Genomic DNA, 24,262 nt, shown 5'->3' on the forward strand with positions numbered 1-24,262 from the left:
GTTCGTCCGCGCGCAGACTTGACTCATGACAGACCGGGGCACCGAGCAGCGCACCGACGCCGAGGGGCATGACCAACCGGAATTCCACCCCTACCATCACCCCGCGGCCGGATGGGGCGCGGCGAAGAGCGTCACCAGATTGCTGATCCGCGAGCGCGAGCCCATCGACGGCCCCCGCGCGATCATGAAGATGAACCACGAGAACGTCGGCTTCGACTGTCCGGGCTGCGCTTGGCCCGACGACATGAAGGGCCTCAAACTCGACATCTGCGAGAACGGCATCAAACACGTCACGTGGGAGATGACGCACAAGCGCTGTGGTCCGGAGTTCTTCGCCCAGCACACCGTCTCCGAGCTGGCGACCTGGAGCGATTTCGCCCTCGAAGACCAGGGGCGCCTCACCGAGCCGATGGTCTACAACTCCGAGACCGATCACTACGAACCGATCGGCTGGCGTGATGCGTTCGATCTGGTGGGCAAGGCCCTGGCGGATCTGGACGACCCGGACCAGGCGTCGTTCTACACGTCGGGCCGGCTGGGCAACGAGGCGACCTTCCTGTACCAGCTGATGGCCCGCGAACTCGGCACCAACAATCTGCCGGACTGCTCCAATATGTGCCACGAGGCGAGCGGTCGCGCCCTGACGGCCTCGCTGGGTACCGGTAAGGGCACGGTCGACCTCGAAGACTGGGAGACCGCGGACGCGCTGTTCATCATCGGTGTCAACGCGGCCTCCAACGCGCCGCGCATGCTCACCGCACTCGCCGAGGCCTACCGCCGCGGCGCGCAGGTCGTGCACATCAACCCACTGGTCGAGGCCGGTGCCACCAAGACGATCATCCCGCACGACTTTCTGCGGATGGCCACCTTCAAGTCCACCAAGACCAGCACGTTGAACCTGCAGCCCCGGATCGGCGGGGATATGGCGCTCATCCGTGGCATCGCCAAAGCCGTTCTGGAACAAGCGGAAACCGACCCCAAGGCGCTGGACGCCGAGTTCATCGCCCGCTACACCGCGGGATTCGAGAACTACCGTGCGGTCTGTGAGGCCACCTCATGGGACGAGATCGAGTACAAGTCCGGTGTGCGCCAAGCCGATATCCGCAAGGCGGCCAAGGTCTACTGCGATGCCGACCGCAGCATCATCAGCTGGTGTCTCGGCGTCACCCAGCACGAACACGGCGTGGACAGCGTGCGGGAGATCGTCAATCTGCTTCTGCTGCGCGGCAATCTGGGCCGTGAAGGCGCCGGGCCGTCGCCCGTCCGGGGACACAGCAATGTGCAGGGCAACCGCACCTGCGGTATCGATCACCGGCCGGCCGGGGCCTTCCTCGACCGGCTTGCCGAGGTGTGCGGGATCGACCCGCCGCGCGAGCACGGAATGGACACCGTGCACACCATCGAGGCCATGCACCGCGACGAGATAAAGGTGTTCGTCGGGATGGGCGGCAATTTCGCCAGTGCCGCCCCGGACACCACGTACACCTTCGCGGGACTACAGAAATGTGATCTCACCGTTCAGGTGAGCACCAAGCTCAACCGCAGTCACGTGATCCACGGTCGTCGCGCCCTGATCCTGCCGTGCCTGGGCCGTACCGAGAAGGACCATCAGAAGGCCGGGGTTCAGTCCACCTCGGTCGAGGACTCGATGAGCATGGTGCACCTCTCGGTCGGGATGAAGAAGCCCGCCTCGCCGCACCTGAAGTCGGAACCGGCGATCATCGCCGGGATCGCGCAGGCCGCGCTGCCCGCCAGCGGCACCCCGTGGAGCTGGTACGTCGAGGACTACGACCGGATCCGAGACACGATGGCCAAGGTGCTCAACGGTTTCGAGGATTTCAATCGGCGGGTCCGGCTTCCGCTGGGATTCCGCATCAAGCAGCCCGCGCGGGAACTGATCTTCCTGACCCCGTCCGGTCGGGCCGAGTTCTCGGCGGTCGACCTACCCGACGGCAGCACCGAGTCGGGCACACTGATCCTGGCTACGCTGCGCTCACACGATCAGTGGAACACCACCATCTACTCCGACAATGACCGCTATCGGGGCGTAAAGAACCTGCGCACACTGATTTTCATGAATGCGCAGGACATGGCCGAGCGCGGGATCAGAGAATTCGACGACGTCGACATCGTCGCCACCGCGCGGGACGGCAGCACGCGGTCGCTGCAGCGCTACAAGGCCATCCCGTACGGCATTCCGCACGGCTGCGCCGCGGGGTACATGCCCGAGATGAACGTGCTGTGCGCCATCGGCGATTACAGCACCCAGAGCGACCAGCCCATCATGAAGAACGTCAAGGTGCGTGTGACGCTGTCGGCGCCCGCCTGATGGCAGCACCGTGGTTGCTCTCTCCGGTCACTCGGCTCGGGGGCTCGGTGATCGTCGGTGTGCTCGCGGGCCAGATAACCGGATCGCTGACCGACGCGTCTCTCGGGGTTCTGGTCGGGATCGCCTGCACTGGAGCAGTTTTCGTCGCGGGTGGATGGCTGCTGCTGTGGCCCATGGATGCCGGGGCCACCCGAGACCATGCGCGCCAGGAAGCCTTCAACCCGGTGGTCGAGGAGCTGGTGATCGTGGCGGCCGCGCTCGGTGCGTTGGTCAGCATCGTCGTCATGCTGGTTCGCGGCGGTTCGCACAGCGATCCGAGTGCGGCCACCGCGGCGCTGGCCGGGGTCTTCATGGCGTGGGCCGGTATGCACCTGATGTACGCCGCCCGCTACGCGTATCTCTACTACACACCGAAAGCCGGTGGCATCGACTTCAATTCCGACGAGCTGCCGGCGTTCCGGGATTTCTTCTACTTCAGCTACAACCTCGGCATGACCTATCAGGTGTCGGACACCGGCGTCACCGATTCGACGATCCGCGCGGTGGCGCTGCGACACTGTCTGCTGTCGTACCTGTTCGGCACCGTGATCCTGGCGACCACGATCAACCTGGTCGTCGGCATCGTGTCCAGCTGAAACCCCGTCCGGGCAGTTCAGCCGGGTTTCGTCCAGCAGATGGTGTGCCGGAACGCCAGCCGACGGCGCATCGCGGCGCCCGGCATGACTTGATGGGCAACAGCTTGAAGCTCATCGAAGCTGAGCTGAGGATCGCGGACCGGGAACGGCGGGGGTACCGGATCACCGGGCACCGGGCGCGGATGTTTGATCAGGCCGATGATCGGGTTGGTCACCGCGGACGCCAGATCCCATGCGGTGTCACTGATCGAGGCGGGCGCGGCCAGTCCGACGGCCAGAAACCGTCCGCCCGGGCTCAGCAGCCGTCGGACCTCGATCAGCGCTTGCTCGACGTCGAGGTGGTGCAGCACTGCCACCATGGTGATGACATCGACCGGTCCGTCGAGGTGGGCGAGTTGGCTGTCGTCGATGGTGACGTTGGCCAGGCCGGCGCAGCGCTGGGCCGCTTCGGCGCGCATGCCCGCATCAAGATCCGTACCGCGGACATGTGTGAACCGAGCGGCCAGTTGAGCCACCAAAGCGCCCTGGCCGCATCCGATGTCGATCGCGCTGCCGCGGTGTGCGGGCAGGTTCGCCAGGATCCAACGGTGGAAATGGTCGTTGTGACTCCACGGGTGCCTGCTGTTGAAGTTGTGCAGCCCCTCGGCGGCTCGCCTGACCACTGGGTGTTCGACGCGACGGATGTCCATGCCTCCACTGTGCCCGGCGTTCTCCCGTGAGCAGACAAAAAACTGCCCCTCTTCACGTGAAAAGGGGCAGTTTTACGTCTGCTCGCGCAGGGAAGGTTACTGAATGTAGGACGACGCGGACTGCAGGTGTGCGACGGCGTCGTCGACGATCTTCTCGACCAGCTCAGCACACGACGGCAGGTCGTTGATGATGCCCGCCACCTGTCCCGAGGCCAGCACGCCGGCGTCGGTATTGCCCTCCACCAGGCCGGCTTTGAGCAACATCGGGGTGTTGGCCGCCATCACGACCTGCGACCAGGTGAGCTCCTTGCCGTGCCGCATCGCGAGGCCGTCCTTGACCATCGACAGCCACGTCATGCCCGAGAGCTTCTTGAACTTCTGGGCGTTGCCGATCGCGGCGGCGAAACCGCGTGCCCGCGAACCGCTCTCCAGCTTCTCGACCAGACCGGTGCGCAGCACCCGGTGCGGCATGCCGTCGACGCGGGTGGACACCACGGTGCCGTCCAGCGCGGACTGCAGGTACCGCTCCTTGACCGCGTCGGGCACGGTGGAATCCGAGGTCAGCAGGAACCGGGTTCCCATGGCAACCCCAGCGGCACCGTAGGACAGTGCGGCAGCCAGGCCGCGGCCGTCGAAGAAACCGCCGGCGGCGATCACCGGCATGCCGGTGTCCTTGACGGCATCGAGCACCGAGGGCAGCAGGAGCGTGGTGGCGACGGGACCGGTGTGGCCACCGCCCTCCCCACCCTGCACGATCACCGCGTCAGCGCCCCAGCCGGCCACCTTCTTGGCGTGCTTGGCCGCACCGACCGACGGGATCACCACGACACCGGCATCTTTCAGCTTGGCGATCAACTCGGGCTTGGGAGCTAGAGCGAAGGAGGCGACTTTGACTCCTTCGCGGATCAGGAGGTCGACACGCGCACCGGCATCGCCCGCGTCGGCACGCATGTTGATGCCGAAGGGTTTGTCGGTGGCGGCCTTGACCTTGGTTACGGCGGTCTGCAGTTCCTCGAGCGTCATCGTCGCTGACGCCAGGATGCCGAGCCCGCCGGCATTGGAGGTTGCGGCGACCAGTCGTGCACCGGCCACCCAGCCCATTCCCGTCTGCACGACGGGATGCTCGATACCGACCAGTTCGGTCAGCGGAGTCTTGAGCTTGCCCATTCTTTAGACCTTGACCTCTTTGTCGCGCAGCGACTTCGGATCGATGACCTCGCGCAGGAGCCTGAGCTCCTCATCGGTGGCCAACCGGGTGGTCTCGGCCTCCTCTAGGCCGTGCACCTCGAAGGAGGTGTTGTCGGCGACCTGATCGGCCTCGACGCCGGGGTGCAGCGAGACCGCCCGCATCTGGTGGTCGGGGCCGTTGAAGTCGAACACGCCCAGGTTGGACACCACGCGGTAGATGTTCGCGAAGCGGTAGGCCGGATTCTCCGGATCGACCTTGTCCCAGCCGATTCCGGACACGATGTCCACCGAGTCGCAGAACACGCGCTTGGAGTGGTTGCCCACGAAGTAGCTCGTGGCGTGGTTGATGCTGTTGCCGGGCGCGCCGCGGACTCCGAACATCTGCCGGGTCGGCTGCTGGATCGGACCGAACGCCGACAGGTTCTGGTTGCCGTAGCGGTCGATCTGGTTGGCGCCCATCACCACATGGCGCTTGCCCCAGGCCAGGGTCTCGAAGACCCGGTTGAACGGCATCCAGCCCTCGACGGTGAAGGGGGCGCCGATGGCCGGGGTGTCGGCCAGGATCCGGGCCTCACCGTCGGTCAGCACAATGTCGGGGGAGAAGGTCAGCCGGGCCAGCCGGGCACCGATCTGGACGACGGTGGTCATCGGGCTGGCCATGATCTCGCCGGCGTCGCGGAACAGTTCGGCGCAGGCGACGGCGCACACCTCAGCACGGGTCACGGCAATCACTTGCTGGCCTCCTGATCTTCCTTGAACTTCCGCACGGCCGCCTGGTAGTCGGCTTCGCTGCCGGACAGATACGTCTTGACGAACTCGGCCCAGGTCTCGTCGGAGCCGGCGGCCTCTGCGTAGTGGCGCTGGAACTTCTCGTCGCGCCGGTAATCGGGCTCGTTGGTGGTGAAGTGGGCGCCGTTGGGGGCTTCCACCACGGAATCGACCATCATCCGGTTGATCAGCAGGGCCTGCGTCGGGACGGCCTTGACCAGTTCCTCGGTGGTCACCACGCGCTCGACCGAGAGGAAGCGGCGCTGCGCCGACATCAGGAACAGGTCATCGAAGTACGGGTCGATACCGGTGTAGGCCGCATTGCCCTGGGCATCACCGAGATTCATGTGCACAAACGCCGCGTCGAGGTTCAGCGCGGGCATCGCGATCAGTTCCTCGTAGGCACCGTCGGTCGGGTACGGGGACTTCACGGTCTTGAGCTCGTCGCCCCAGAACGTCCGGACATCGCTACCGAGGCCGGCGCGGATCGGCAGGAACGGCAGCCGCTGGGCGGCAGCCTGCAGGCCGCAGCGCAGCATGCCCTCGTCCATCTCGCGGGCCTCGATGGCACCGGTGGTGCGGGCCTTGGCGAACCACGGGTCGTAGAACGGCGGCGAGTCCAGGGACACGAAGCCGTAGTAGACGCGCTTGACCTTGCCGGCCGAGCACAGCAGGCCCAGATCGGGACCGCCGTAGGTGACCACGGTCAGGTCTTTGACGTCGGTGCGCAGCAGGGCGCGGACGAAGGCCATCGGCTTGCGCCGCGAGCCCCAGCCGCCGAGGCCGATCGTCATGCCGCTCTCGATCGAGGCGACCGCCTCGTCGAGAGTTGTTCGCTTGTCTGCCATTACTTCGTGTCTCCCTTTGAGGTTCCGGCGAAGGCGTCGCGGTGCTCGTCGGACACACCGGACAGGTTGAGTTCGAAGGTGAAGCCCTGCTCCATGCGGTAGCGCGCGTTGACTGGCTGCACGTCGATGAAGTTCAGCGCCTCTTTGGCCGCCCGGATCACCCGGGTGTCCTTGCTGGCGATGTCGCGGGCGACGCGCAGGGCGGCCTCGTCGAGATCCTCACGCGGGACCACCTCGTGCACCGAACCGAAGTGGTGCAGCGTTTCGGCGGGAACGGTGGCGGCGGTGAAGAACAGCCGGCGCATCAGGTGCTGGGGGACCAGCCGGGACAGATGGGTGGCGGCTCCGAGCGCGCCGCGCTCCACCTCCGGGAGTCCGAACTTGGCGTCATCGGAGGCGACGATCACGTCGGCGTTGCCGACCAGGCCGATTCCGCCGCCGACGCAGAAGCCGTTGACCGCCGCGACGACAGGGACCTCGCACTCGTACACGGACTTGAACGCGTGGTAGCAGCCGCGGTTGGCGTCGATCAGCGCGCCGAAGCCCTCGGTGTTCTGCATTTCCTTGATGTCCACACCGGCGTTGAAGCCACGGCCCTCGGCTCGCAGGATCACGACGTGCGTGCTGCGGTCGCGGCCTGCCGCGGTGATCGCATCGCCGAGTTCGAACCAGCCGGCCGACGGGATGGCGTTGACGGGCGGGTAGTTGACGGTGACCGAGACGATGCCCGGCTCGACTGTCTTGGTGGTGATCGTCATCAATCCACTTCCTGAAGGGGTCGCTACCTAAGCAAGCACTTGCTTGGTACGCTAGCACAGTGACCGATACGCCAGAAGCCGGTGCCATCAATTTGGGTTTGACCGGCAAGGTGGTCCTGGTGACCGGCGGAGTGCGAGGGGTTGGCGCTGGAATCAGCGCGGTTTTTGCTGGTCAGGGCGCCACTGTGGTGACCTGCGCACGCCGTCCGGTCGAGGGGCTGCCCTACGAATTCCACAGCTGCGACGTCCGTGATGACGACTCGGTGGCCGCGCTCATCGAGGCCATCGTGGCCAAGCACGGCCGGTTGGATGCCGTGGTGAACAACGCCGGCGGATCGCCGTACGTGGCCGCCGCAGATGCGTCGGCCAAGTTCAGCACCAAGATCATCGAGCTCAACCTGCTCGGGCCGCTCTCGGTCTCCCAGCACGCCAACGCCGTGATGCAGAAGCAGGAGACGGGCGGGGTGATCGTCAACATCTCCAGCGTCAGTGCGCACCGGCCCACCCCGGGTACCGCCGCCTACGGCGCGGCCAAGGCCGGTATCGACAACCTGACCACCACGCTGGCCGTGGAATGGGCGCCCAAGGTGCGGGTGAACTCCGTGGTGGTCGGCATGGTCGAGACCGAGCAGTCCGAACTGTTCTACGGCGACGCCGAGTCGGTGGCCGCGGTGGCCGCCACCGTCCCGCTGGGCCGGCTGGCCAAGCCCACCGATATCGGCTGGGCCGCAGCGTTTTTGACCTCTGACGCGGCGTCCTACATCAGTGGGGCGGCGCTGCAGGTGCACGGCGGTGGTGAACCGCCGACCTACCTCGACGCCTCAAACGCCAATAAATAAGGAGATACAGGTATGGGATTGCTCGACGGCCGCGTGGTCATCGTGACGGGTGCCGGTGGCGGTATCGGGCGTGAGCACGCGCTCGCGTTCGCTGCCGAAGGCGCCCGCGTCGTGGTCAACGACATCGGGGTCGGCCTGGACGGTTCGCCCGCCGGCGGCGGCAGCGCCGCGCAGAATGTGGTCGACGAGATCGTCGCTGCCGGAGGCGAAGCCGTCACCAGTGGCGCCAACGTCGCCGACTGGGCGCAAGCCGAGGGCCTGATCCAGACCGCCGTGGATGCCTTCGGCACCCTGGACGTGCTGGTGAACAACGCCGGCATCGTGCGCGACCGGATGTTCGCCAACGCCACCGAAGAGGAGTTCGACGCCGTCACCGCCGTGCACCTCAAGGGGCACTTCGCCACCATGAAGCACGCCGCCGCGTACTGGCGGGCCAAGTCCAAGGCCGGCGAAACCGTTGACGCGCGCATCATCAACACCAGCTCCGGCGCCGGCCTGCAGGGCAGCGTCGGCCAGGCCACCTACAGCGCCTCGAAGGCCGGCATTGCCGCGCTGACGCTGGTGGCCGCGGCCGAGATGGGTCGCTACGGCGTCACCGTCAACGGCATTGCGCCCTCGGCCCGGACCCGGATGACCGAGACCGTCTTCGCCGACATGATGGCCACCCAGGACCAGTCCTTCGATGCCATGGCCGCGGAGAACATCTCCCCGCTGGTGGTGTGGTTGGGCAGCGTCGAGTCCAAGGACGTCACCGGCAAGATGTTCGAGATCGAGGGCGGCAAGATCCGCATCGCCGAGGGCTGGGCCCACGGTCCGCAGATCGACAAGGGCGCGAAATGGGATCCCGCCGAGCTGGGCCCGGTCGTCAACGACCTGCTGGCCAAGGCTCGCCCCGCGGTCCCGGTTTACGGCGCGTAATTTCTTCTTGTTTCGTCGAGACTGCGCTCAGATCGTGAAATCCGCCGGATTCGCGATCTGAGTGCAGACTCGTTGTCCTAGAAGCAGACTCGAATACAAAAGGTGCCCCAGACCAATTGGTCTGGGGCACCCCTTGAAAATGCCGACTGGTCAGGCGGCGTCCTTCTTGCCAGCGGTGTCGCTGCCGGCACCGTCGTTGTCACCGGCCGACTTGCTCGGCTGGCCGGTGGCCTTCTTGACGGCGTCGCTGAGCTTCTTGATCGACGACGACACCTGGTCCTGGGTTTCCTTGACGGCGGTCCGGACCTGCTCGCTGCTACGGTTCAGCGACTTCGTGACGCCCGGCAGAGCCTTGTTCCCATCGGACAGATCGGTCGCGCCACGGGGCTTGACGATGCCGTCGACAGCGGCCTTGAGCTTCGACTTCGCCCCCGCGAGGGATGCGGAATCAGCCGGTTTCGTTGTGTCCGAGGCGGTCTCCGTCTCCGGAGCGGACTGAACCTTCTGCTCGATGCTGTCCTTGGTCACGTTCAGCGTGCTCTTGACGTCCTCGACCCCGGTGGACACCTTGTCCTGCAGATCGTTGGTCTTGCTCGGGAATGCATCGCTGACGCGCTTGATGATCTCCGCGTTGACAGCACGGTTGAACTTGGTGACCGAGAAGGTTGCGTCGGCGACACTGTGGTTGATGGCCGTCGCGATGGTCACGAGGTCACCCGTCTTGAAGGCCTCCTTGACCTGATCCGCAGCGGCGGTCAGCTGGCGGGTCAGCGTCCGGAGCTGGAGTTTCACTTCGTATCCGAAGGTCCGTTCCGGGCTGAACTGCTGGCCGTTCCAGTTCACCAGGGTCCAGCCGTCCTCGTTGTTGCCCTCGATGACGACGTAATCGGTGTTGTTCAACTGGGCTGTCTGCAGCAGCTGGAGCTTCTGCATCACGGTGATGTTCTCAACGTTCATCAAGGTCCAGAACATGATGGTGCCGCCGTGCGAGAACACCACGGCGTTGCGGTCGCCGTTGTCGTACATGGTCTGCAGCGCGCCCCGGACCCGTTCGTCGAACACGTATCCGTTGACGTTGGTACCCGGCATGTACGTGCCCTTGTTGAACGGGATCTGCGGGATCACGCCCGGGAGCGCCCATGCGATCGGATACAGGCCGTACCCGCTGGAAGCGTTCGCTTCCGGGGTGCCCTCGAAGACACCGGCCTCGATCTCCTGCAGGCCGGGAAGCACCTGGATCGGCAGGCCGAGGCGCTGCGACATCGGTGCGGCGGTGAGCTGCGTGCGCACCATCTGGGACGCGTAGATGGCGTCGTAGTTGTTGTCGCCCAGCTTGTCGGCTACGGCCTGGGCCTGCTGCTGGCCCAGGGGGGTCAGCACCGGACCCGGGGTCTTGGTGTCGATCAGGCCGGAGGCGTTGCCCTCCGATTGCGCGTGACGTATGAACGTCACACGCATGACCTCGGCGGCATGGGCGACGGGCATCGCCAGGAAGAAGGCGAGGAATGCCAGGGCGACGCCCCCGAGCATTGTTCGTTTTCGTGGCGCAGGTGCGCCGCGTCTGAGGTGAATCATGTACTTTCGCCCTTTCGTTTGGTGTTCAACGGTTTTGTCTTGACTCATGGAAAAAGGGATGTTCGAGTGACCTCCTCTTCGAGAGGAAGCGGACCGACTCAGGCCCGCGGTTAGGCTTCTGGCACTGGCGATTTCACGCGGCGGGGCTCAGCAAGGATCAATGTCCTTGCCGCCGAACTTCTTTGCTGCGCCGCGAATGCTGCCCGTCATCCTGGCCCCCCGGTTCTCAGTGGATTATCAGCGATATTCGCTTGACAGTCAGATGCATTCTGCGGTTGGGGGTAGACGTCGATGCGTAGCTATCCCACTGTGTGGGAGGGTATTTGACAGATTTGAGGTGCTGCTCTAACCGGGTGCAGACACGACTCAGTCCCCCTCCCGATGCGAGGAGGGGGACCGACCCGGTTGGTATTACCTTGCGCTACACGCTATTTCACGCGGCATCTTTCGATGCGGTCTTCGGTTTGCTGGTGCTGCTGGCCTTGTCGGCCTTGTCGGCGCCGGTGAGCTTCTTGACGTTGTCACTCGCCTGCTTGACCGAGGACTCAACTCCGCTGCGCACGTCGTCTGCAGCCTGCTTGACCCGGTCGCGAACCGCCGACACAGCCTTACCCGGTTCTGCCTTGTTGCCGTCGGTCAGCTTGGTTGCGCCGTTGGCGGTACGGGCGGCGGTGATCTTGGCCTGCACCGGCTCGGTCACCTTCTCGACGGTGGAGCCGGCGTCCTCGGTGGCGTTCTCGACGGCAGTCTTGACGACGGCGAGATCCTTGACCGACGGGGTGTCGCCGACGGCGGTCTTCTCCGTGCTGAGCTTGGAAACCTGGTTCGTCGGCTGCCCCAGCGAGCCCGGGATGCCGGTGATCGCGTTCACGGTGTCGGTGATCGAGTCCTTGACGAACTTCACGCCGGCGTTGGCGACGTCCTGCACGCCCTGCGCCCCGGTGGTGACGATGCCCTGGGCGTCCAGCGACAGGACCGGGATGCGCATGTTGTAGACGGCCTTCTGCGGCGCGACGATCAGATCCCGGAAGTTGACGAACATCTGGGTCGGGTAATTGGCCGCGCCGACCTCTTGGCCGGCCCATTCCTTGAGGGTCCAGCTGCCGTCGGCGTTCTTCTCCACGACCACCGTGTCGGTGTTGTTCAACGGATGCTGCACGATCAACAACAGGTTCGGGTTGTCGACGTTCATCATCGTCCACATCATGATGGTGGCGCCGTGCGAGAACACCGCGGCGTCGACCTTGCCGTCGCCGTTGGTGTCGGAGGTGCCGGACTCCACGTCGGCAAGTGCATTCGTCACGCGCTCGTTGAACTCCAGGCCGCTCTCGCCGCCGGGAACCGAGATGAACTGCAGGCCCAACGTCCAGGCCAGCGGCGCGAGGATGTAACCGATGCGGCCGATGCCCTCACTCTCGGGCAGGCCCTCGAAGATGCCGGCACTGATTTCCTGCACACCGGAGTTCCGCTGCGGGTTGGCCGGGTCGAACTGACCGAGGATCGTGACCGGCAGCCCGCGCTTGGCGGCGAACGGCGCCGCGGTCTCCTGGGTGCGAATCATGGTCGAGGCATAGAGCGCGTCGTACTTGGTGCACGAGGCGGTGGGGCACTGAGTGTTGGCCCAGTTCTGCGCCTGCTGCTCGCCGGTCTCGCCACCGTTCTGGTTGATCTGGTCATTGGTCAGGTGCGGCCCCGGGGTGCTGGTGTCGATGTACCCCGAGGCGTTGCCCTGCGACTCGGCGTGCCGGATGAACGTCACGGTCATCGCCGCGGCGGGCAGCGTCGCTGCCGCGAACAGAGAGCACGCCGTCAGGGTTGTTGCGGCGGCACCGGCAACCCGGCGTCGGTTGGGTCGTTGCATAGGGTCTCCATCGGTTCACGAAATCGTGGGCTGCCGCTCACTTGCCGTTCAACTGTGTGCGTGCTCACAGAACATAATCAAAATTCTGTTCACCCGTCAATTCTGCTACCGAGAGTTGCGTAATTGGCCGGCTCCAGGACACCTGGCAACGCAAAACGCCCCCGACCTCAAGGTCAGGGGCGTTTCGGGTGAAGGTCAGGTCATGCCGGGTCGCAGATCACGATCGGGATCTTGCGGTCGGTGTAGGACCGGTAGTTCACGAAGTCGGCATACATGGCGTCCAGCTTGGGCCAGTACACGTCGCGCTCGGCGTCGGTGGCGTCGCGCGCGGTGAGCTCCAGGGTCTCGCGCTTGGTCTGGAACCTCACCCGGGGATTGGCCACCAGGTTCAGGTACCACATCGGGTTGGTGGCCCGGCCGCCCTGCGAGGCGACCAGCACGATGCGCTTGCCTTCCTGCAGGAACAGCAGCGGGCTGTCGCGCTCCTCGCCCGACTTGCGCCCGATCGTGGTCAGGATGCCCACTTCCGCGCCGCGCAGGAACTTGTCGCCGAAGCGCCCGCCCGTCTTCTTGAAGATCCAGGTCTGGGCGCGCGACATCCACTTGATGGCGGTGCCGGTCGATTTCGCGTTGAGCCGTTCGACCTGTTTGGGGTTCAGCGGGCGCGGGGTGTTGGCCATGCGGTGGACCTTAGCGGCTGATGAACGGGGTCAGGGAGGCGCGGATGTGGTGGATCTTTCCGTCGGATGCCGGGATCAGGAACGTCTCGTCGACGTGCGAGCACACCCGCCACCCGAACAGGCGCGGCTTGGTGAGCACGTCGAACCGAGCGCGGACCTGATCGCCGTCGACGGTGAATTCCGGCGTCGTCGTCTTCTCGATCAACTTGAACTGCGGGCCGCTGTTCAGGCTGCGCCGCAGATGATCTCCGGAACGGCCGGTCTTCAGCCCCATCTCGATGCGGATGCAGTCCGGTGTGAACGGGACTGCATCCGCCTGATGGCTCACCAGCGCATCGATGTAGGCCTGTGCGGCCGCGATGCGCTCGGCGTCGCTGAAGGTCACTAGATGCGCTCGATGATCGTGCCGGTAGACAGCGCGCCGCCGGCGCACATGGTGATCAGCGCCGTGCTCTTGTCGGTGCGCTCCAGCTCGTGCAGGGCCGTGGTGATCAGGCGGGCGCCCGTCGATCCGACCGGGTGGCCCAGCGCGATGGCGCCGCCGTTGACGTTGACCTTGTCCATGTCGGCGCCGTGCACCTGAGCCCAGGACAGCACGACAGAGGCGAAGGCCTCATTGATCTCGACGAGGTCGATGTCGCCCATCTTCATGCCGGCCTTCTCGAGGACCTTGGCGGTGGACTGCACCGGGCCGTCGAGGTGGTAGTAGGTCTCGGCGCCGACGTTGGCCTGGCTGATGATGCGGGCGCGCGGCTTCAGGCCGAGGGCCTTCGCCTTGTCCTCGTCCATCCACAGCACCGCCGCGGCGCCGTCGGAGATCTGCGAGGACGTACCGGCAGTGTGGATGCCACCTTCGATCACCGGCTTCAGCCCGGCCAGGCCCTCAGCGGTGGTGTCGCGCAGACCCTGGTCGCGGCTGACCGTGTTCCATTCGGCGGTCGGCTGCTTGTTCTCGTCGATGACCGGTGCCTCGATCGGGGAGATCTCGCGGTCGAAACGACCCTCGGCCCAGGCCTGTTTGGCCTTCAGCTGCGACGCCAGGCCCAGCGCATCCACATCGGCGCGGGTGATGCCGCGGCGCTTGGCGATCCGCTCGGCGGCCTCGAACTGGTTGGGCAGGTCGATGTCCCAGGACGCGGCGCGGGCGCCGCCGCCGTTGGCGCCGAGCCCGACCCGGCTCATCGCCTCGATGCCACAGGCGATGCCGATGTCGATGGCGCCGGTGGCGATCAGGCCGGCGACCAGATGGTTGGCCTGCTGGGCGCTGCCGCACTGGCAGTCGACGGTGGTGGCGCCGACGTGCTCGGGCAGCCCGGCGACCAGCCAGGACTGCCGGGTGACATTGTTGCCCTGCTCGCCGAACTGCGTGACGCAGCCACCGATGAGCTGCTCGACGCTGCCGGGGTCGATTCCGGCCTTCTCGATGAGGGCCTTCTGGACGGCTCCGAGAAGCTCGGTGGCGTGCAGGCCGGACAACCAGCCGTTGCGCTTGCCGATGGGGCTGCGGGTGGCTTCGACGATGACAGGGTTACCCATGAAGCCAGGCTAGAACACGTTTCATTACTCTGACAAGCGCGGATGTATCACTGCCTTTGATCTGCGGTCAAGCCGTGTTTCAATGGTCACAATTGGTACTAGACCACGTTGTTTCAAGCATCGCTGGCTACCCGCACGGCTTGCTGCAGACACTAGGAGTTAGACACATGGGCTGCCCCAACATCCCCAAGGAATTCGACTTCCTCGATTCCGAGCTGAACCTCAAGGGCCTGCCGGTCGAGGAACTCGCCGAGCTCCGTAAGGCCGAGCCGGTCCGCTGGGTCGACGTCCCGGGCGGCACCGGTGGCTTCGGAGACAAGGGCTACTGGTTGGTCACCCGGCACGAGGACGTCAAGGACGTCTCGCTGCGCAGCGACGTGTTCTCCAGCTCGATGAACGGCGCGATCCCGGTCTGGCCGCAGGAGATGACCCGCGAAGCGGTCGACCTCCAGCGCGCCGTCCTGCTCAACATGGACGCACCGCACCACACCCGTCTGCGCAAGATCATCTCCCGTGGCTTCACCCCGCGTGCGCTCTCGCGGCTCGAGGACGAGCTGAACAACCGCGCGCAGCAGATCGCCAAGAACGCCGCCGCGTCCAACACCGGCGATTTCGTCGAGCAGGTCTCCTGCGAGTTGCCGCTGCAGGCCATCGCCGAACTGCTCGGTGTCCCGCAGGACGACCGCGACAAGCTGTTCCGCTGGTCCAACGAGATGACCGCCGGCGACGATCCCGAGTACGCCGACGTCGATCCGGCCATGTCCTCCTTCGAGCTCATCTCCTACGCCATGAAGATGGCCGAGGAGCGCGGCAAGAACCCCACCGACGACATCGTCACCAAGCTGATCGAAGCCGACATCGACGGCGAGAAGCTCAGCGACGACGAGTTCGGCTTCTTCGTCATCATGCTTGCGGTCGCGGGCAACGAGACCAGCCGTAACTCCATCACGCACGGCATGATCGCGTTCTCGCAGAATCCCGATCAGTGGGAGCTTTTCAAGCGGGAGCGGCCGAAGACCGCCGTCGACGAGATCATCCGTTGGGCCACGCCGGTTTCGGCCTTCCAGCGCACCGCCAGCGAGGACACCGAGATCGCCGGTGTCAAGATCAAGGCCGGTGAGCGCGTGGTGATGTCCTACCGTTCGGCGAACTTCGACGACGCGGTGTTCGAGGACCCGTTCACGTTCAACATCCTTCGCGATCCCAACCCGCACGTCGGCTTTGGCGGCACCGGGGCGCACTACTGCATCGGCGCCAACCTGGCCCGCCTGACGATCAACCTGATCTTCAACGCCGTCGCTGATCACATGCCCGACCTCCAGCCGACCGGCGATCCCGAGCGGCTAAAGTCCGGATGGCTCAACGGCATCAAGCACTGGCCGGTCGATTACACCGGGCAGTGCCCGGTCGCGCACTGAGCTACTGACCGCCTAACGGATCAAGGAGGATTCGGGTGGATTTCACACCGAACCCAGAGCAGCAGGCTGTTGCCGATGTGGTGACCTCTGTTCTGGAACGCGACAACACTTGGGATGCACTGGTTTCCGGTGGTGTCGCGGCGCTGGGAGTACCGGAACGACTCGGCGGTGACGGTCTGGGTCTGCCCGAGCTGTCGACCGCGTTGACCGAGATCGGTCGGCACGGCACCATCGGCCCGGCGCTGGCCACCGTGGGCCTCGGTCTGGTGTCGTTGCTCGACCTCGCCTCCGACGCGCAGCAGGACCGGTACCTCGCCGATGTCGCGACGGGTGCGGTGCTCTCGGCGGCGCTCAACGAGCCCGGACAGTCGCTGCCGGAGCGTCCCGCGACCAACTTCGCCGAAGGCAAGCTCAACGGCACCAAAGTCGGTGTGCCCTATGCCGAGACGGCCAAGTGGCTGGTGGTGACCGCCGACAGCGCAGTGGTGGTGGTCTCGCCCGCGGCCGACGGTGTGACGGTCACCAAGACCCCGACCTCCAACGGTTCCGACGAGTACGCGGTCACCTTCGCCGACGTCGCGGTCGACGCGGCCGACGTGCTCGACGGCGCGAGTGCTCACCGGGTCAACCAGTTGGCGCTCGCTGCCACCGGGGCGTTCGCCGCCGGTCTGGTTGCCGGCGCGCTCCGGTTGACCGCCGACTATGTGGCCACCCGTGAGCAGTTCGGCCGTCCGCTCTCGACCTTCCAGACGGTGGCCGCACAGCTGTCCGAGGTCTACATCGCCTCGCGGACCATCTCGTTGCTGTCCACCTCGGCGCTGTGGCGGCTGTCCGAAGGCCTTGACGCCGACGAGGATCTGAACATCCTGGGCTACTGGCTCAGCTCGCAGGCCGCTCCGGCCATGCGGCTGTGTCATCACCTGCACGGCGGTATGGGTATGGACATCACCTACCCGATGGACCGCTACTACTCCTCGATCAAGGACCTGACCCGCCTGTTGGGTGGTCCGTCGCATCGCCTCGATTTGGTGGGAGCGTAATGTTCATCGACCTGACGCCCGAGCAGCGCGCGCTGCAAGCCGAGCTGCGAGAATACTTCTCGACTCTCATCACGCCCGAAGAGGCCGCGGCGATGGAGTCCGACCGGCACAACGAGGCCTACCGTGCGGTGATCAAGCGCATGGGCAGCGACGGCAAGCTCGGCGTCGGTTGGCCCAAGGAGTACGGCGGCCTGGGCTTCGGCCCGGTCGAGCAGCAGATCTTCATCAACGAGGCCAACCGGGCCGACATCCCGCTGCCGATGGTCACGTTGCAGACGGTGGGCCCCACCCTGCAGGCGCTCGGCACCGAGGAGCAGAAGAAGAAGTTCCTGCCCGGAATTCTCGCCGGTGAAGTGCATTTCGCCATCGGGTACTCCGAGCCCGACGCCGGAACCGACCTGGCGTCCCTGCGTACCACCGCGGTCCGTCACGGTGACGAATACATCGTCAACGGACAGAAGATGTGGACCACCGGCGCGCACGACGCCGACTACATCTGGCTGGCCTGCCGTACGGACCCCACCGCGGCCAAGCACAAGGGCATCTCGATCCTGATCGTCGACACCAAGGATCCCGGCTATTCCTGGACCCCGATCATCCTTTCGGACGGGGCGCACCACACCAACGCCACGTACTACAACGATGTGCACGTGCCCGCCGACATGCTCGTCGGTGAGGAGAACGGCGGCTGGAAGCTCATCACCACCCAGCTCAACCACGAACGGGTCGGCCTCGGGCCCGCCGGCCGTATCGCCGGCATCTACGACCAGGTGCACACCTGGGCATCGAAGCCCGGTTCGGACGGTGTCCCACCGATCGAGCAGAACGAGGTGAAACACCTTCTGGGGCAGATCAAGTCGATCTGGCGGATCAACGAACTGCTCAACTGGCAGGTCGCGGCCTCCGGCGAGACCATCGCCGTGGCCGATGCCGCCGCGACCAAGGTGTTCTCCACCGAACGGCTGCAAGAGGTTGGCCGGTTGGCCGAAGAGATTGTCGGCGGTTACGGCAACCCGGCGGACTCGGAGACCGCCGAACTATTGGTCTGGCTGGACAAGATGACCAAGCGCAACCTGGTCATCACCTTCGGCGGTGGCGTCAACGAGGTCATGCGCGAGATGATCGCGGCGTCGGGCCTGCGGGTGCCGAGGGTGACCCGGTAACAGCGAGGGATTGAGATGAGCGTGAATCTGCAGGCCGGTATCGACCAGATCATCGCGTCCGGGACGAGCAAACCGACGGTGGCTCGGGACCCGGTGAATCAGCCCATGATTCACCACTGGGTCGACGCGATCGGTGACAAGAACCCGATCTACGTCGACGCGGAAGCCGCTAGAGCTGCGGGTCATCCCGGCATCGTGGCGCCGCCGGCGATGATCCAGGTCTGGACCATGATGGGGCTGGGACGCACCCGGTCCGACGATGATCCGCTGGGTAGGGCGATGAAGTTGTTCGACGATGCCGGGTATGTCGGTGTCGTCGCCACCAACTGCGACCAGACCTACCACCGCTACATCCAGCCTGGCGAACAGGTGGTGATGAGCGCCGAGATCGTCGGCATCGTCGGTCCCAAGCAGACCGCACTGGGCGAGGGCTACTTCATCAATCAGAAGATCCGCTGGCATGTCGGTGACGAGGAAGTCGCCGACATGGACTGGCGCATCATGAAGTTCCTCCCCGCCGGTAAGCAGGCAGCCGCGGAAGACTCTGAAACCAACGAGATCCCAGAAGATCTCGACCCGGACAAGCTGATGCGGCCGTCCTCGTCGCGGGATACCAAGTTCTTCTGGGACGGTATCAATGCCCACGAGCTGCGGATCCAACGCCGCCCCGATGGCACCTTGCAGCACCCGCCGGTGCCCGCGGTGTGGGCCGACCACAACAAGGAAGTTGCACCTTCCGATTATCTCGTGGCCTCCGGCAAGGGCACGGTGTTCAGCTACGTCGTGCACCATGCGCCCAAGGTGCCCGGACGCAGTCTGCCGTTCGTGATCGCCCTCGTTGAACTTGAGGAGGGGGTCCGGATGCTCGGCGAGCTGCGCGGGATCGCTGCCGACCAGGTGAAGATCGGAATGCCGGTCACCGCAACCTATATCGACTTCCCGGACAGTGAGATCAGCCCGGCCTGGACGTTGTACGCATGGGAGCCACAAGCATGAGCCTGACTGTCTCCGACGTTCGGGTCGGCACCAAGTTGCCCGAACTCAAGATCTACGGCGACCCGACGTTCATCGTCTCCACCGCCATCGCGACGCGCGACTACCAGGATGTGCACCACGACCGGGACTTGGCGCAGGCCAAGGGGTCCAAGGACATCTTCGTCAACATCCTCACCGACACCGGGCTGGTCGGTCGGTACGTGACCGACTGGGCCGGTCCGAACGCGTTCGTCAAGTCGATCAAGCTGCGCCTCGGGGTGCCCTGGTACGCCTACGACACCATCACCTTCACCGGGGAGGTCACGGAGATCGAGGGCGACCTGGTGACACTGAAAGTGGTGGGCAGCAACAGCCTTGGCAACCACGTCATCGCCACGTCCACACTTACTTTGGGGGACAACTGATGCTCTCCGGCAAGGCAGCCATCGCCGGTATCGGCGCCACCGACTTCTCCAAGAACTCCGGTCGCAGTGAACTGCGTCTGGCCGCCGAGGCGGTGCTCGACGCACTCGACGACGCCGGCCTCAAGCCGTCCGACGTAGACGGTCTGGTGACGTTCACGATGGACTCCAATCTGGAGACCGCCGTGGCCCGCTCCACCGGGATCGGAGATCTCAAGTTCTTCAGCCAGATCGGTTACGGCGGCGGTGCCGCGGCCGCGACCGTCCAGCAGGCGGCTCTGGCCGTCGCGACCGGTGTGGCGGAAGTCGTTGTGGCCTACCGGGCGTTCAACGAGCGCTCCGAGTTCCGGTTCGGCCAGGTGATGACCGGCCTGACCGTCAACGCCGATTCGCGCGGCGTGGAGTACAGCTGGTCCTACCCGCACGGGCTGAGCACCCCGGCCGCCTCGGTGGCGATGATCGCGCAGCGTTACATGCATGAATACGGCGCCACGAGCGCGGATTTCGGCGCGGTGTCGGTGGCAGACCGCAAGCATGCCGCGACCAACCCGAAGGCGTTCTTCTACGGCAAGCCGATCACCATCGAGGATCACCAGAACTCGCGGTGGATCGCCGAACCGCTGCGGCTGCTGGACTGCTGCCAGGAGAGCGACGGCGGCGTGGCCATCGTCGTCACCACCCCCGAGCGGGCCAAGGACCTCAAGCACCGGCCGGCGATCATCGAGGCCGCCGCCCAAGGTGCCGGCACCGACCAGTTCACCATGTACTCGTACTACCGCGACGAGCTCGGGCTTCCCGAGATGGGTCTGGTCGGCCGTCAGCTCTGGCAGCAGAGTGGCCTGTCGCCCGACGACATCCAGACCGCGATCCTCTACGACCACTTCACCCCGTACACGTTGATCCAGCTCGAGGAGCTCGGTTTCTGCGGTAAGGGTGAGGCCAAGGACTTCATTGCCGGGGGCGCCATCGAGCTCGGCGGACGGCTGCCGATCAACACCCACGGCGGTCAGCTCGGCGAGGCCTACATCCACGGCATGAACGGCATTGCCGAGGGCGTGCGCCAGTTGCGGGGGACCTCGGTCAACCAGGTCGAGGGCGTCGAGCATGTACTGGTCACCGCTGGAACCGGTGTGCCGACATCCGGATTGATCCTCGGATAAAAGGTGCATCGCCACCCCTGATTGGCACGGTAATGTTTGCTCCGGATGTGCATCATCACGGGTAGATAGGGGGGGGCCGCGGCATGGCGATAGAGCGCGACAGTAGCCCGTACGGGTCGCAGACCTTGCTCGGGCCGGGTTGGCCGAGCGTCGACGAGGAACAGCTGACCGCGGCGGCGGCGTCGTATCAGAAGATCGCCGCCAAGATCAGTGGCACAGTCGTCCCGCAACAGACCAGCCAGCTCTCGAAGCTGCAGGGTTCGTGGGAAGGCGGCGCGGCGTTGGCCGCCTCGGGTGAGGCGACCACGATGATCGGCGGACACGAGGCCAATGGTCTACAGGCGCAGGCCATTTCCACCGCGTTGATGAAAATGGCAGCGACCGTGGCGGAGACCAAGACGATCGTGAATGCGGCCGCGGAAGAGGTCCAGCAGGAGGTCATGGGCATTTTGGCCCTGGGGCCGCTTGCCGGCCCCAATGCGCAGGCGCTGATCGAGAGCCGGGTCAAGGCAGGTTTGGCGCAGAACACCGCGACCGTCTCGGCCGCCTCCGCGGAAATGGCGGACAGCCTCAGCACGGTGGCCAACCTCCCGCAGGTCGGCACCCCGCCGACGGCGCAAGCTCAGCAGGCGGCCCAGAAGGGCGCCGATTCGATGATGCAGCTGATCAGCCAGCTGCCGCAGATTCTGGGCCAGTTGCCGCAGATGGCCGGCCAGATTCCGCAGCAGCTCTCCCAACCGCTGCAGCAGTTGTCGCAGCCCCTGCAGCAGCTGACGTCGATGTTGGGTTCGGGTGGCAAGGGCACCGGCGGTGGGCCCAGCCCCTTCTCGGCGTTCTCTAACCATCCGGCGGCCGGCGGCTCCGGTCCCAGCAGTGGTGCGGGCATGGTCAAGGCCGCGGGTCTGCCCGGGGGCTCCGGTGGCGGCAGCCCGCAGACGCCCTTGCTGGCGAAGATGGTGGGCGGTGGCAGCACCGCACCGGTCTCGGTCGACCCCGGTGCCAGCGCCGCTGTGGTCGGCGGTGTCGCCCCGGTGGCAGCGGCCAATGCGACGGGCGGCGGCATGGGCGGCGGCATGGGCATGATGGGCGGCGGCCAGCGTGCCGGTGGCGGTGGGGGCACCGCGACCGGACTGGCGGTCCCGGCTCCTTTGGAACACGACACGGGGGATGGTGGCGATGACTATGACGATTGGTGATCGGTCTCGACGGGAAGGGGACAACCGTGAGTAGCCCGGGAAGCCCGATGTCAATGAAAGGTCCGCTCAGCTGGGACGCCGCGTCGTTGAACCTGCCTGACATGCCGCCGATTCAGCCCGGTGAGGATGCGATGAGCATGACCATCGCCGGCATCGTGCCGACCCTGGCGGCCTCGCTGACCACGAATGTGACGGCGTTGTCGGCCAAGGAAAACATGTTCAACGCCAAGCTGTCGGATGCCCAGGGGGCCTACGAGAAGGCCGACGACTCCGGCGGTCAGGGCGTGGGTCAGCTCAGCCAGATGATGGGGCAGCTGGGACAGATGGGCCAGATGGCCAGTGCGCCGTCGCAAGCTATGGGCCAGATGGGCGGGCAGTTCGGCTCATTGATGGAGCCGCTGATGAAGGCCATGGAAGGCGCCAAGGGCGGCGGCTCGGAGAACGGCGGCGCACCGGGTGCCGGCCAGCCCGGCGGCCCGGGTGGTCAAGGTGGCCCGAATCCGCAACAGCAGCAGGAAGAGCGCGAGGCCAAGCTCAACGATCGGGACAAGCAGCAGGACGATCGCGAGACGGCGCAGAACGACCGCGACGTTGCGCAGGACCGACGCGAAGCCGGCCTGGATGCGCGGGAGACGCAGATGAACGCCCCGTCCGGTGGGGCGGCGTCGGCGGCTCCGCACTCGGCGCCCCCGGTCACGCATTCGGCTCCACCCGCTGCGTCGGCACCGCCTGCCGCCGCGCCCAGCCCGGTTCCGGTGGCACCCGAGGCCCCCCGTCATTCCGGCGGGGACGATCTCTGGAAGCGGATGTAGGCGGCTCCCCGCACCGCGCCTTGATGTGTCAGCAAATTTTGGTTTGTTGACTCGGCATATTCAAGATCATTGCCAGTTTTGCATCTCGCGGAGATTCTTCAACAGTCGTGATGTGCTGAACGGTGTCCTGTGAAGCGCGTTCGCAGCGTATTCCCAGACTGGCAGCGTTCGGGGCCGGGTCGGAAAACCGACTTTGGGTACGAAAATACGGGTTCAATTCGACTGAACGTTTGCTGAACTCGCGCTAGCAGGGTCGATGCCTTCAGGGGTTTCCCATGGCCTGCTATTCCTACCCAATGTGCTCTTTTGATCGCAATCTTTGCCGTCGACCGCCGTCCAGAACGGTTGACCGTGAACCTAGCAAATGCATACCATCGGCCAAACTCTGGGACACAAGTGCTAGACGCGCAACCTGTCCGGAGGAAGGGCTGGACACTATGCGATTGATTGGGCGTGCGACAGGACCGGCCTCGGGATCTACGGGGACGGTGCGCCCCTCCGTAGCGTGCGATTGAACAGATCACCGTCATGGATGAGATTTCAGTTCGTCAATCAATTTCGTCATCTCGGAGCGCGGTGGCGTTGACGGATGATGGAGAGCCCGTGGTGACGGTCGTCGCCGACCGGGGCAACTCGGTCTACGGTCCGGGGAGGGGCAACGGCAACGGTCACCACTCGGGAAGAACCCCGACATTTCCGATGCAGCTCGACGAATTGCATGAGTGGGAACGTTCGTTTGCCGTTGGCGGACGACTCGACCCATATAGCGCTATGGTCGATGGACGCGGTTTGCTCCGGGATGCGGAAGTTCTCATCGTCGATGACTGCACGTTGTACCGCGACTATCTCGTCGCAGTCCTGCTGTCGCATGGCGCGGTGTCCCCCGGGGTTGCCTGGGATGTTCCCTCCCTGATCGCAGCGTTCGAGGCGAGGCTGCCTCGAGTTGTAGTGCTGAACATGGGGACTCGCGACAGTGCGATTCTGCTAAGGCGCGCGTTGAGCTTGGGGCCGCAGGTCCGAGTGGTGGTTCTGGGCGTCTCCGAGGACGACGAATCCGAGATTGTTGCGTGTGCTGAGGCCGGAGTGGCCGGATACCATCTGCGCACCGAAACGCTTCAGGATCTGATCACATTGCTGCACAGGGTCGCTGCGGGGGAATCGCTGTGTTCGCCGCGGGTTTCGGCGATCCTGTTGAGGCGACTATCGGCGCTCGCGTCCCAGCGCCCGTCGGCCGCAAGGGAATTGGTCCTCACAGCCCGGGAGGTGCAGGTCCTCAGGATGCTGGAACTTGGGCTTGCGAACAGGGATATCGCCGACGAGCTGTGCATTGCGGTCCATACCGTCAAGAATCACGTGCACAGCCTGCTGACCAAGCTCGGTGTCAGCACTCGCGCACAGGCAGCGGTGGTGGCCCGGACCATCGTGGCCGCTGAAGACAGGCCAGGGGCCTAG

At 65.4% G+C, this 24,262-nt stretch carries 23 protein-coding genes; 13 read left to right on the forward strand and 10 right to left on the reverse strand.

Annotated elements, in window-relative coordinates; genetic code table 11:
• Positions 1-25 precede the first annotated feature (25 nt).
• Together ACWEFV_RS30515 and ACWEFV_RS30520 are read left to right on the forward strand one after the other, a co-directional pair.
• Positions 26-2,329, forward strand: a complete 2,304-nt coding sequence (locus ACWEFV_RS30515; protein WP_450072938.1) for an FdhF/YdeP family oxidoreductase — start codon at positions 26-28, stop codon at positions 2,327-2,329.
• On the forward strand, positions 2,329-2,964 hold the full coding sequence (locus ACWEFV_RS30520; RefSeq protein ID WP_450072939.1) for a DUF1345 domain-containing protein: 636 nt from the start codon (positions 2,329-2,331) through the stop codon (positions 2,962-2,964). The genes ACWEFV_RS30515 and ACWEFV_RS30520 overlap by 1 nt, the downstream gene beginning before the upstream one ends.
• Positions 2,965-2,981: 17 nt before the next feature.
• Here the strand turns inward: ACWEFV_RS30520 and ACWEFV_RS30525 are convergent, their stop codons facing one another.
• The 5 genes from ACWEFV_RS30525 to echA20 all read right to left on the reverse strand — a co-directional run bounded on the left by ACWEFV_RS30525 (position 2,982) and on the right by echA20 (position 7,215).
• The gene (locus ACWEFV_RS30525; RefSeq protein WP_450072940.1) at positions 2,982-3,653 is read right to left on the reverse strand and encodes a class I SAM-dependent methyltransferase; all 672 of its coding nucleotides are present in this window, start codon (positions 3,651-3,653) and stop codon (positions 2,982-2,984) included.
• A 96-nt stretch (positions 3,654-3,749) separates the two neighbouring features.
• Positions 3,750-4,820 (reverse strand): (3aS,4S,5R,7aS)-5-hydroxy-7a-methyl-1-oxo-octahydro-1H-indene-4-carboxyl-CoA dehydrogenase, encoded by a 1,071-nt coding sequence (ipdC, locus tag ACWEFV_RS30530; RefSeq protein ID WP_135458766.1) that lies wholly within the window; start codon positions 4,818-4,820, stop codon positions 3,750-3,752.
• Positions 4,821-4,823: 3 nt separating this feature from the next.
• A complete protein-coding gene (ipdB, locus tag ACWEFV_RS30535; RefSeq protein WP_450072941.1) occupies positions 4,824-5,573 on the reverse strand; it encodes a cholesterol ring-cleaving hydrolase subunit IpdB in 750 nt (249 codons plus the stop codon).
• Positions 5,570-6,457 carry a cholesterol ring-cleaving hydrolase subunit IpdA gene (gene ipdA / locus ACWEFV_RS30540; RefSeq protein WP_450072942.1) on the reverse strand — a complete coding sequence of 296 codons (888 nt, stop codon included), beginning with the start codon at positions 6,455-6,457 and terminating at the stop codon, positions 5,570-5,572. The genes ipdB and ipdA overlap by 4 nt, the downstream gene beginning before the upstream one ends.
• Positions 6,457-7,215, reverse strand: coding sequence for a (7aS)-7a-methyl-1,5-dioxo-2,3,5,6,7,7a-hexahydro-1H-indene-carboxyl-CoA hydrolase (echA20, locus tag ACWEFV_RS30545; protein WP_135458761.1), 759 nt, complete (start codon positions 7,213-7,215; stop codon positions 6,457-6,459). The genes ipdA and echA20 overlap by 1 nt, the downstream gene beginning before the upstream one ends.
• Positions 7,216-7,274: 59 nt before the next feature.
• Between echA20 and ACWEFV_RS30550 the strand changes: the two genes are divergently transcribed.
• Both ACWEFV_RS30550 and ACWEFV_RS30555 read left to right on the forward strand, forming a co-directional pair.
• Positions 7,275-8,054: an SDR family oxidoreductase gene (locus ACWEFV_RS30550; protein ID WP_135458758.1), complete on the forward strand. Its 780-nt coding sequence runs from the start codon at positions 7,275-7,277 to the stop codon at positions 8,052-8,054.
• A 12-nt stretch (positions 8,055-8,066) separates the two neighbouring features.
• The gene (locus ACWEFV_RS30555) at positions 8,067-8,972 is read left to right on the forward strand and encodes an SDR family oxidoreductase (protein ID WP_029108221.1); all 906 of its coding nucleotides are present in this window, start codon (positions 8,067-8,069) and stop codon (positions 8,970-8,972) included.
• Between the two features lie 150 nt (positions 8,973-9,122).
• Here the strand turns inward: ACWEFV_RS30555 and ACWEFV_RS30560 are convergent, their stop codons facing one another.
• From ACWEFV_RS30560 to ACWEFV_RS30580, 5 genes are all read right to left on the reverse strand, one after another.
• Positions 9,123-10,502 (reverse strand): histidine phosphatase family protein, encoded by a 1,380-nt coding sequence (locus ACWEFV_RS30560; protein WP_450072943.1) that lies wholly within the window; start codon positions 10,500-10,502, stop codon positions 9,123-9,125.
• Between the two features lie 478 nt (positions 10,503-10,980).
• On the reverse strand, positions 10,981-12,408 hold the full coding sequence (locus tag ACWEFV_RS30565) for a histidine phosphatase family protein (RefSeq protein ID WP_450072944.1): 1,428 nt from the start codon (positions 12,406-12,408) through the stop codon (positions 10,981-10,983).
• Positions 12,409-12,608: 200 nt separating this feature from the next.
• Positions 12,609-13,088 (reverse strand): nitroreductase family deazaflavin-dependent oxidoreductase, encoded by a 480-nt coding sequence (locus tag ACWEFV_RS30570; protein ID WP_450072945.1) that lies wholly within the window; start codon positions 13,086-13,088, stop codon positions 12,609-12,611.
• Between the two features lie 10 nt (positions 13,089-13,098).
• Positions 13,099-13,473 (reverse strand): hypothetical protein, encoded by a 375-nt coding sequence (locus ACWEFV_RS30575; RefSeq protein ID WP_450072946.1) that lies wholly within the window; start codon positions 13,471-13,473, stop codon positions 13,099-13,101.
• Positions 13,473-14,624 carry a steroid 3-ketoacyl-CoA thiolase gene (locus tag ACWEFV_RS30580; RefSeq protein ID WP_135458751.1) on the reverse strand — a complete coding sequence of 384 codons (1,152 nt, stop codon included), beginning with the start codon at positions 14,622-14,624 and terminating at the stop codon, positions 13,473-13,475. The genes ACWEFV_RS30575 and ACWEFV_RS30580 overlap by 1 nt, the downstream gene beginning before the upstream one ends.
• A 167-nt stretch (positions 14,625-14,791) precedes the next feature.
• Here ACWEFV_RS30580 and ACWEFV_RS30585 point away from each other — a divergent pair, with 167 nt between their 5' ends.
• The 9 genes from ACWEFV_RS30585 to ACWEFV_RS30625 all read left to right on the forward strand — a co-directional run bounded on the left by ACWEFV_RS30585 (position 14,792) and on the right by ACWEFV_RS30625 (position 24,262).
• Positions 14,792-16,042, forward strand: coding sequence for a cytochrome P450 (locus ACWEFV_RS30585; RefSeq protein WP_135458749.1), 1,251 nt, complete (start codon positions 14,792-14,794; stop codon positions 16,040-16,042).
• 35 nt (positions 16,043-16,077) lie between these two features.
• Entirely contained in the window at positions 16,078-17,082 is a 1,005-nt protein-coding gene (locus ACWEFV_RS30590; protein WP_450072947.1) for an acyl-CoA dehydrogenase family protein, read from the forward strand.
• Positions 17,082-18,245 carry an acyl-CoA dehydrogenase FadE29 gene (gene fadE29, locus ACWEFV_RS30595; RefSeq protein ID WP_135458745.1) on the forward strand — a complete coding sequence of 388 codons (1,164 nt, stop codon included), beginning with the start codon at positions 17,082-17,084 and terminating at the stop codon, positions 18,243-18,245. The genes ACWEFV_RS30590 and fadE29 overlap by 1 nt, the downstream gene beginning before the upstream one ends.
• Before the next feature lie 15 nt (positions 18,246-18,260).
• The gene (locus ACWEFV_RS30600) at positions 18,261-19,241 is read left to right on the forward strand and encodes a bifunctional MaoC family dehydratase N-terminal/OB-fold nucleic acid binding domain-containing protein (protein ID WP_450072948.1); all 981 of its coding nucleotides are present in this window, start codon (positions 18,261-18,263) and stop codon (positions 19,239-19,241) included.
• The gene (locus ACWEFV_RS30605; protein WP_167858004.1) at positions 19,238-19,645 is read left to right on the forward strand and encodes a MaoC family dehydratase; all 408 of its coding nucleotides are present in this window, start codon (positions 19,238-19,240) and stop codon (positions 19,643-19,645) included. Before ACWEFV_RS30600 ends, ACWEFV_RS30605 begins: the two co-directional genes overlap by 4 nt.
• Positions 19,645-20,802, forward strand: coding sequence for a lipid-transfer protein (locus ACWEFV_RS30610; RefSeq protein ID WP_090518404.1), 1,158 nt, complete (start codon positions 19,645-19,647; stop codon positions 20,800-20,802). Before ACWEFV_RS30605 ends, ACWEFV_RS30610 begins: the two co-directional genes overlap by 1 nt.
• Before the next feature lie 83 nt (positions 20,803-20,885).
• Positions 20,886-21,998, forward strand: coding sequence for a hypothetical protein (locus tag ACWEFV_RS30615; protein ID WP_135458739.1), 1,113 nt, complete (start codon positions 20,886-20,888; stop codon positions 21,996-21,998).
• A gap of 47 nt (positions 21,999-22,045) precedes the next feature.
• Positions 22,046-22,810, forward strand: a complete 765-nt coding sequence (locus ACWEFV_RS30620; RefSeq protein ID WP_450072949.1) for a hypothetical protein — start codon at positions 22,046-22,048, stop codon at positions 22,808-22,810.
• Between the two features lie 603 nt (positions 22,811-23,413).
• The gene (locus ACWEFV_RS30625) at positions 23,414-24,262 is read left to right on the forward strand and encodes a LuxR C-terminal-related transcriptional regulator (RefSeq protein WP_450072950.1); all 849 of its coding nucleotides are present in this window, start codon (positions 23,414-23,416) and stop codon (positions 24,260-24,262) included.

It is taken from the genome of Mycobacterium sp. NPDC004974 (genome assembly GCF_053600815.1).

Excerpts from the sequence above, each read along its gene's own strand:
- ipdA (WP_450072942.1), bottom strand. The coding sequence starts at position 6,457 with ATGGCAGACAAGCGAACAACTCTCGACGAGGCGGTCGCCTCGATCGAG.
- ACWEFV_RS30610 (WP_090518404.1), top strand. The coding sequence starts at position 19,645 with ATGCTCTCCGGCAAGGCAGCCATCGCCGGTATCGGCGCCACCGACTTC.
- ACWEFV_RS30560 (WP_450072943.1), bottom strand. The coding sequence starts at position 10,502 with ATGCTCGGGGGCGTCGCCCTGGCATTCCTCGCCTTCTTCCTGGCGATG.
- fadE29 (WP_135458745.1), top strand. The coding sequence starts at position 17,082 with ATGTTCATCGACCTGACGCCCGAGCAGCGCGCGCTGCAAGCCGAGCTG.
- ACWEFV_RS30580 (WP_135458751.1), bottom strand. The coding sequence starts at position 14,624 with ATGGGTAACCCTGTCATCGTCGAAGCCACCCGCAGCCCCATCGGCAAG.
- ACWEFV_RS30600 (WP_450072948.1), top strand. The coding sequence starts at position 18,261 with ATGAGCGTGAATCTGCAGGCCGGTATCGACCAGATCATCGCGTCCGGG.
- ACWEFV_RS30620 (WP_450072949.1), top strand. The coding sequence starts at position 22,046 with ATGTCAATGAAAGGTCCGCTCAGCTGGGACGCCGCGTCGTTGAACCTG.
- ACWEFV_RS30520 (WP_450072939.1), top strand. The coding sequence starts at position 2,329 with ATGGCAGCACCGTGGTTGCTCTCTCCGGTCACTCGGCTCGGGGGCTCG.
- ACWEFV_RS30570 (WP_450072945.1), bottom strand. The coding sequence starts at position 13,088 with ATGGCCAACACCCCGCGCCCGCTGAACCCCAAACAGGTCGAACGGCTC.
- ACWEFV_RS30605 (WP_167858004.1), top strand. The coding sequence starts at position 19,238 with ATGAGCCTGACTGTCTCCGACGTTCGGGTCGGCACCAAGTTGCCCGAA.
- ACWEFV_RS30565 (WP_450072944.1), bottom strand. The coding sequence starts at position 12,408 with ATGCAACGACCCAACCGACGCCGGGTTGCCGGTGCCGCCGCAACAACC.
- echA20 (WP_135458761.1), bottom strand. The coding sequence starts at position 7,215 with ATGACGATCACCACCAAGACAGTCGAGCCGGGCATCGTCTCGGTCACC.
- ACWEFV_RS30585 (WP_135458749.1), top strand. The coding sequence starts at position 14,792 with ATGGGCTGCCCCAACATCCCCAAGGAATTCGACTTCCTCGATTCCGAG.
- ACWEFV_RS30615 (WP_135458739.1), top strand. The coding sequence starts at position 20,886 with ATGGCGATAGAGCGCGACAGTAGCCCGTACGGGTCGCAGACCTTGCTC.
- ACWEFV_RS30525 (WP_450072940.1), bottom strand. The coding sequence starts at position 3,653 with ATGGACATCCGTCGCGTCGAACACCCAGTGGTCAGGCGAGCCGCCGAG.
- ipdC (WP_135458766.1), bottom strand. The coding sequence starts at position 4,820 with ATGGGCAAGCTCAAGACTCCGCTGACCGAACTGGTCGGTATCGAGCAT.
- ACWEFV_RS30555 (WP_029108221.1), top strand. The coding sequence starts at position 8,067 with ATGGGATTGCTCGACGGCCGCGTGGTCATCGTGACGGGTGCCGGTGGC.
- ACWEFV_RS30515 (WP_450072938.1), top strand. The coding sequence starts at position 26 with ATGACAGACCGGGGCACCGAGCAGCGCACCGACGCCGAGGGGCATGAC.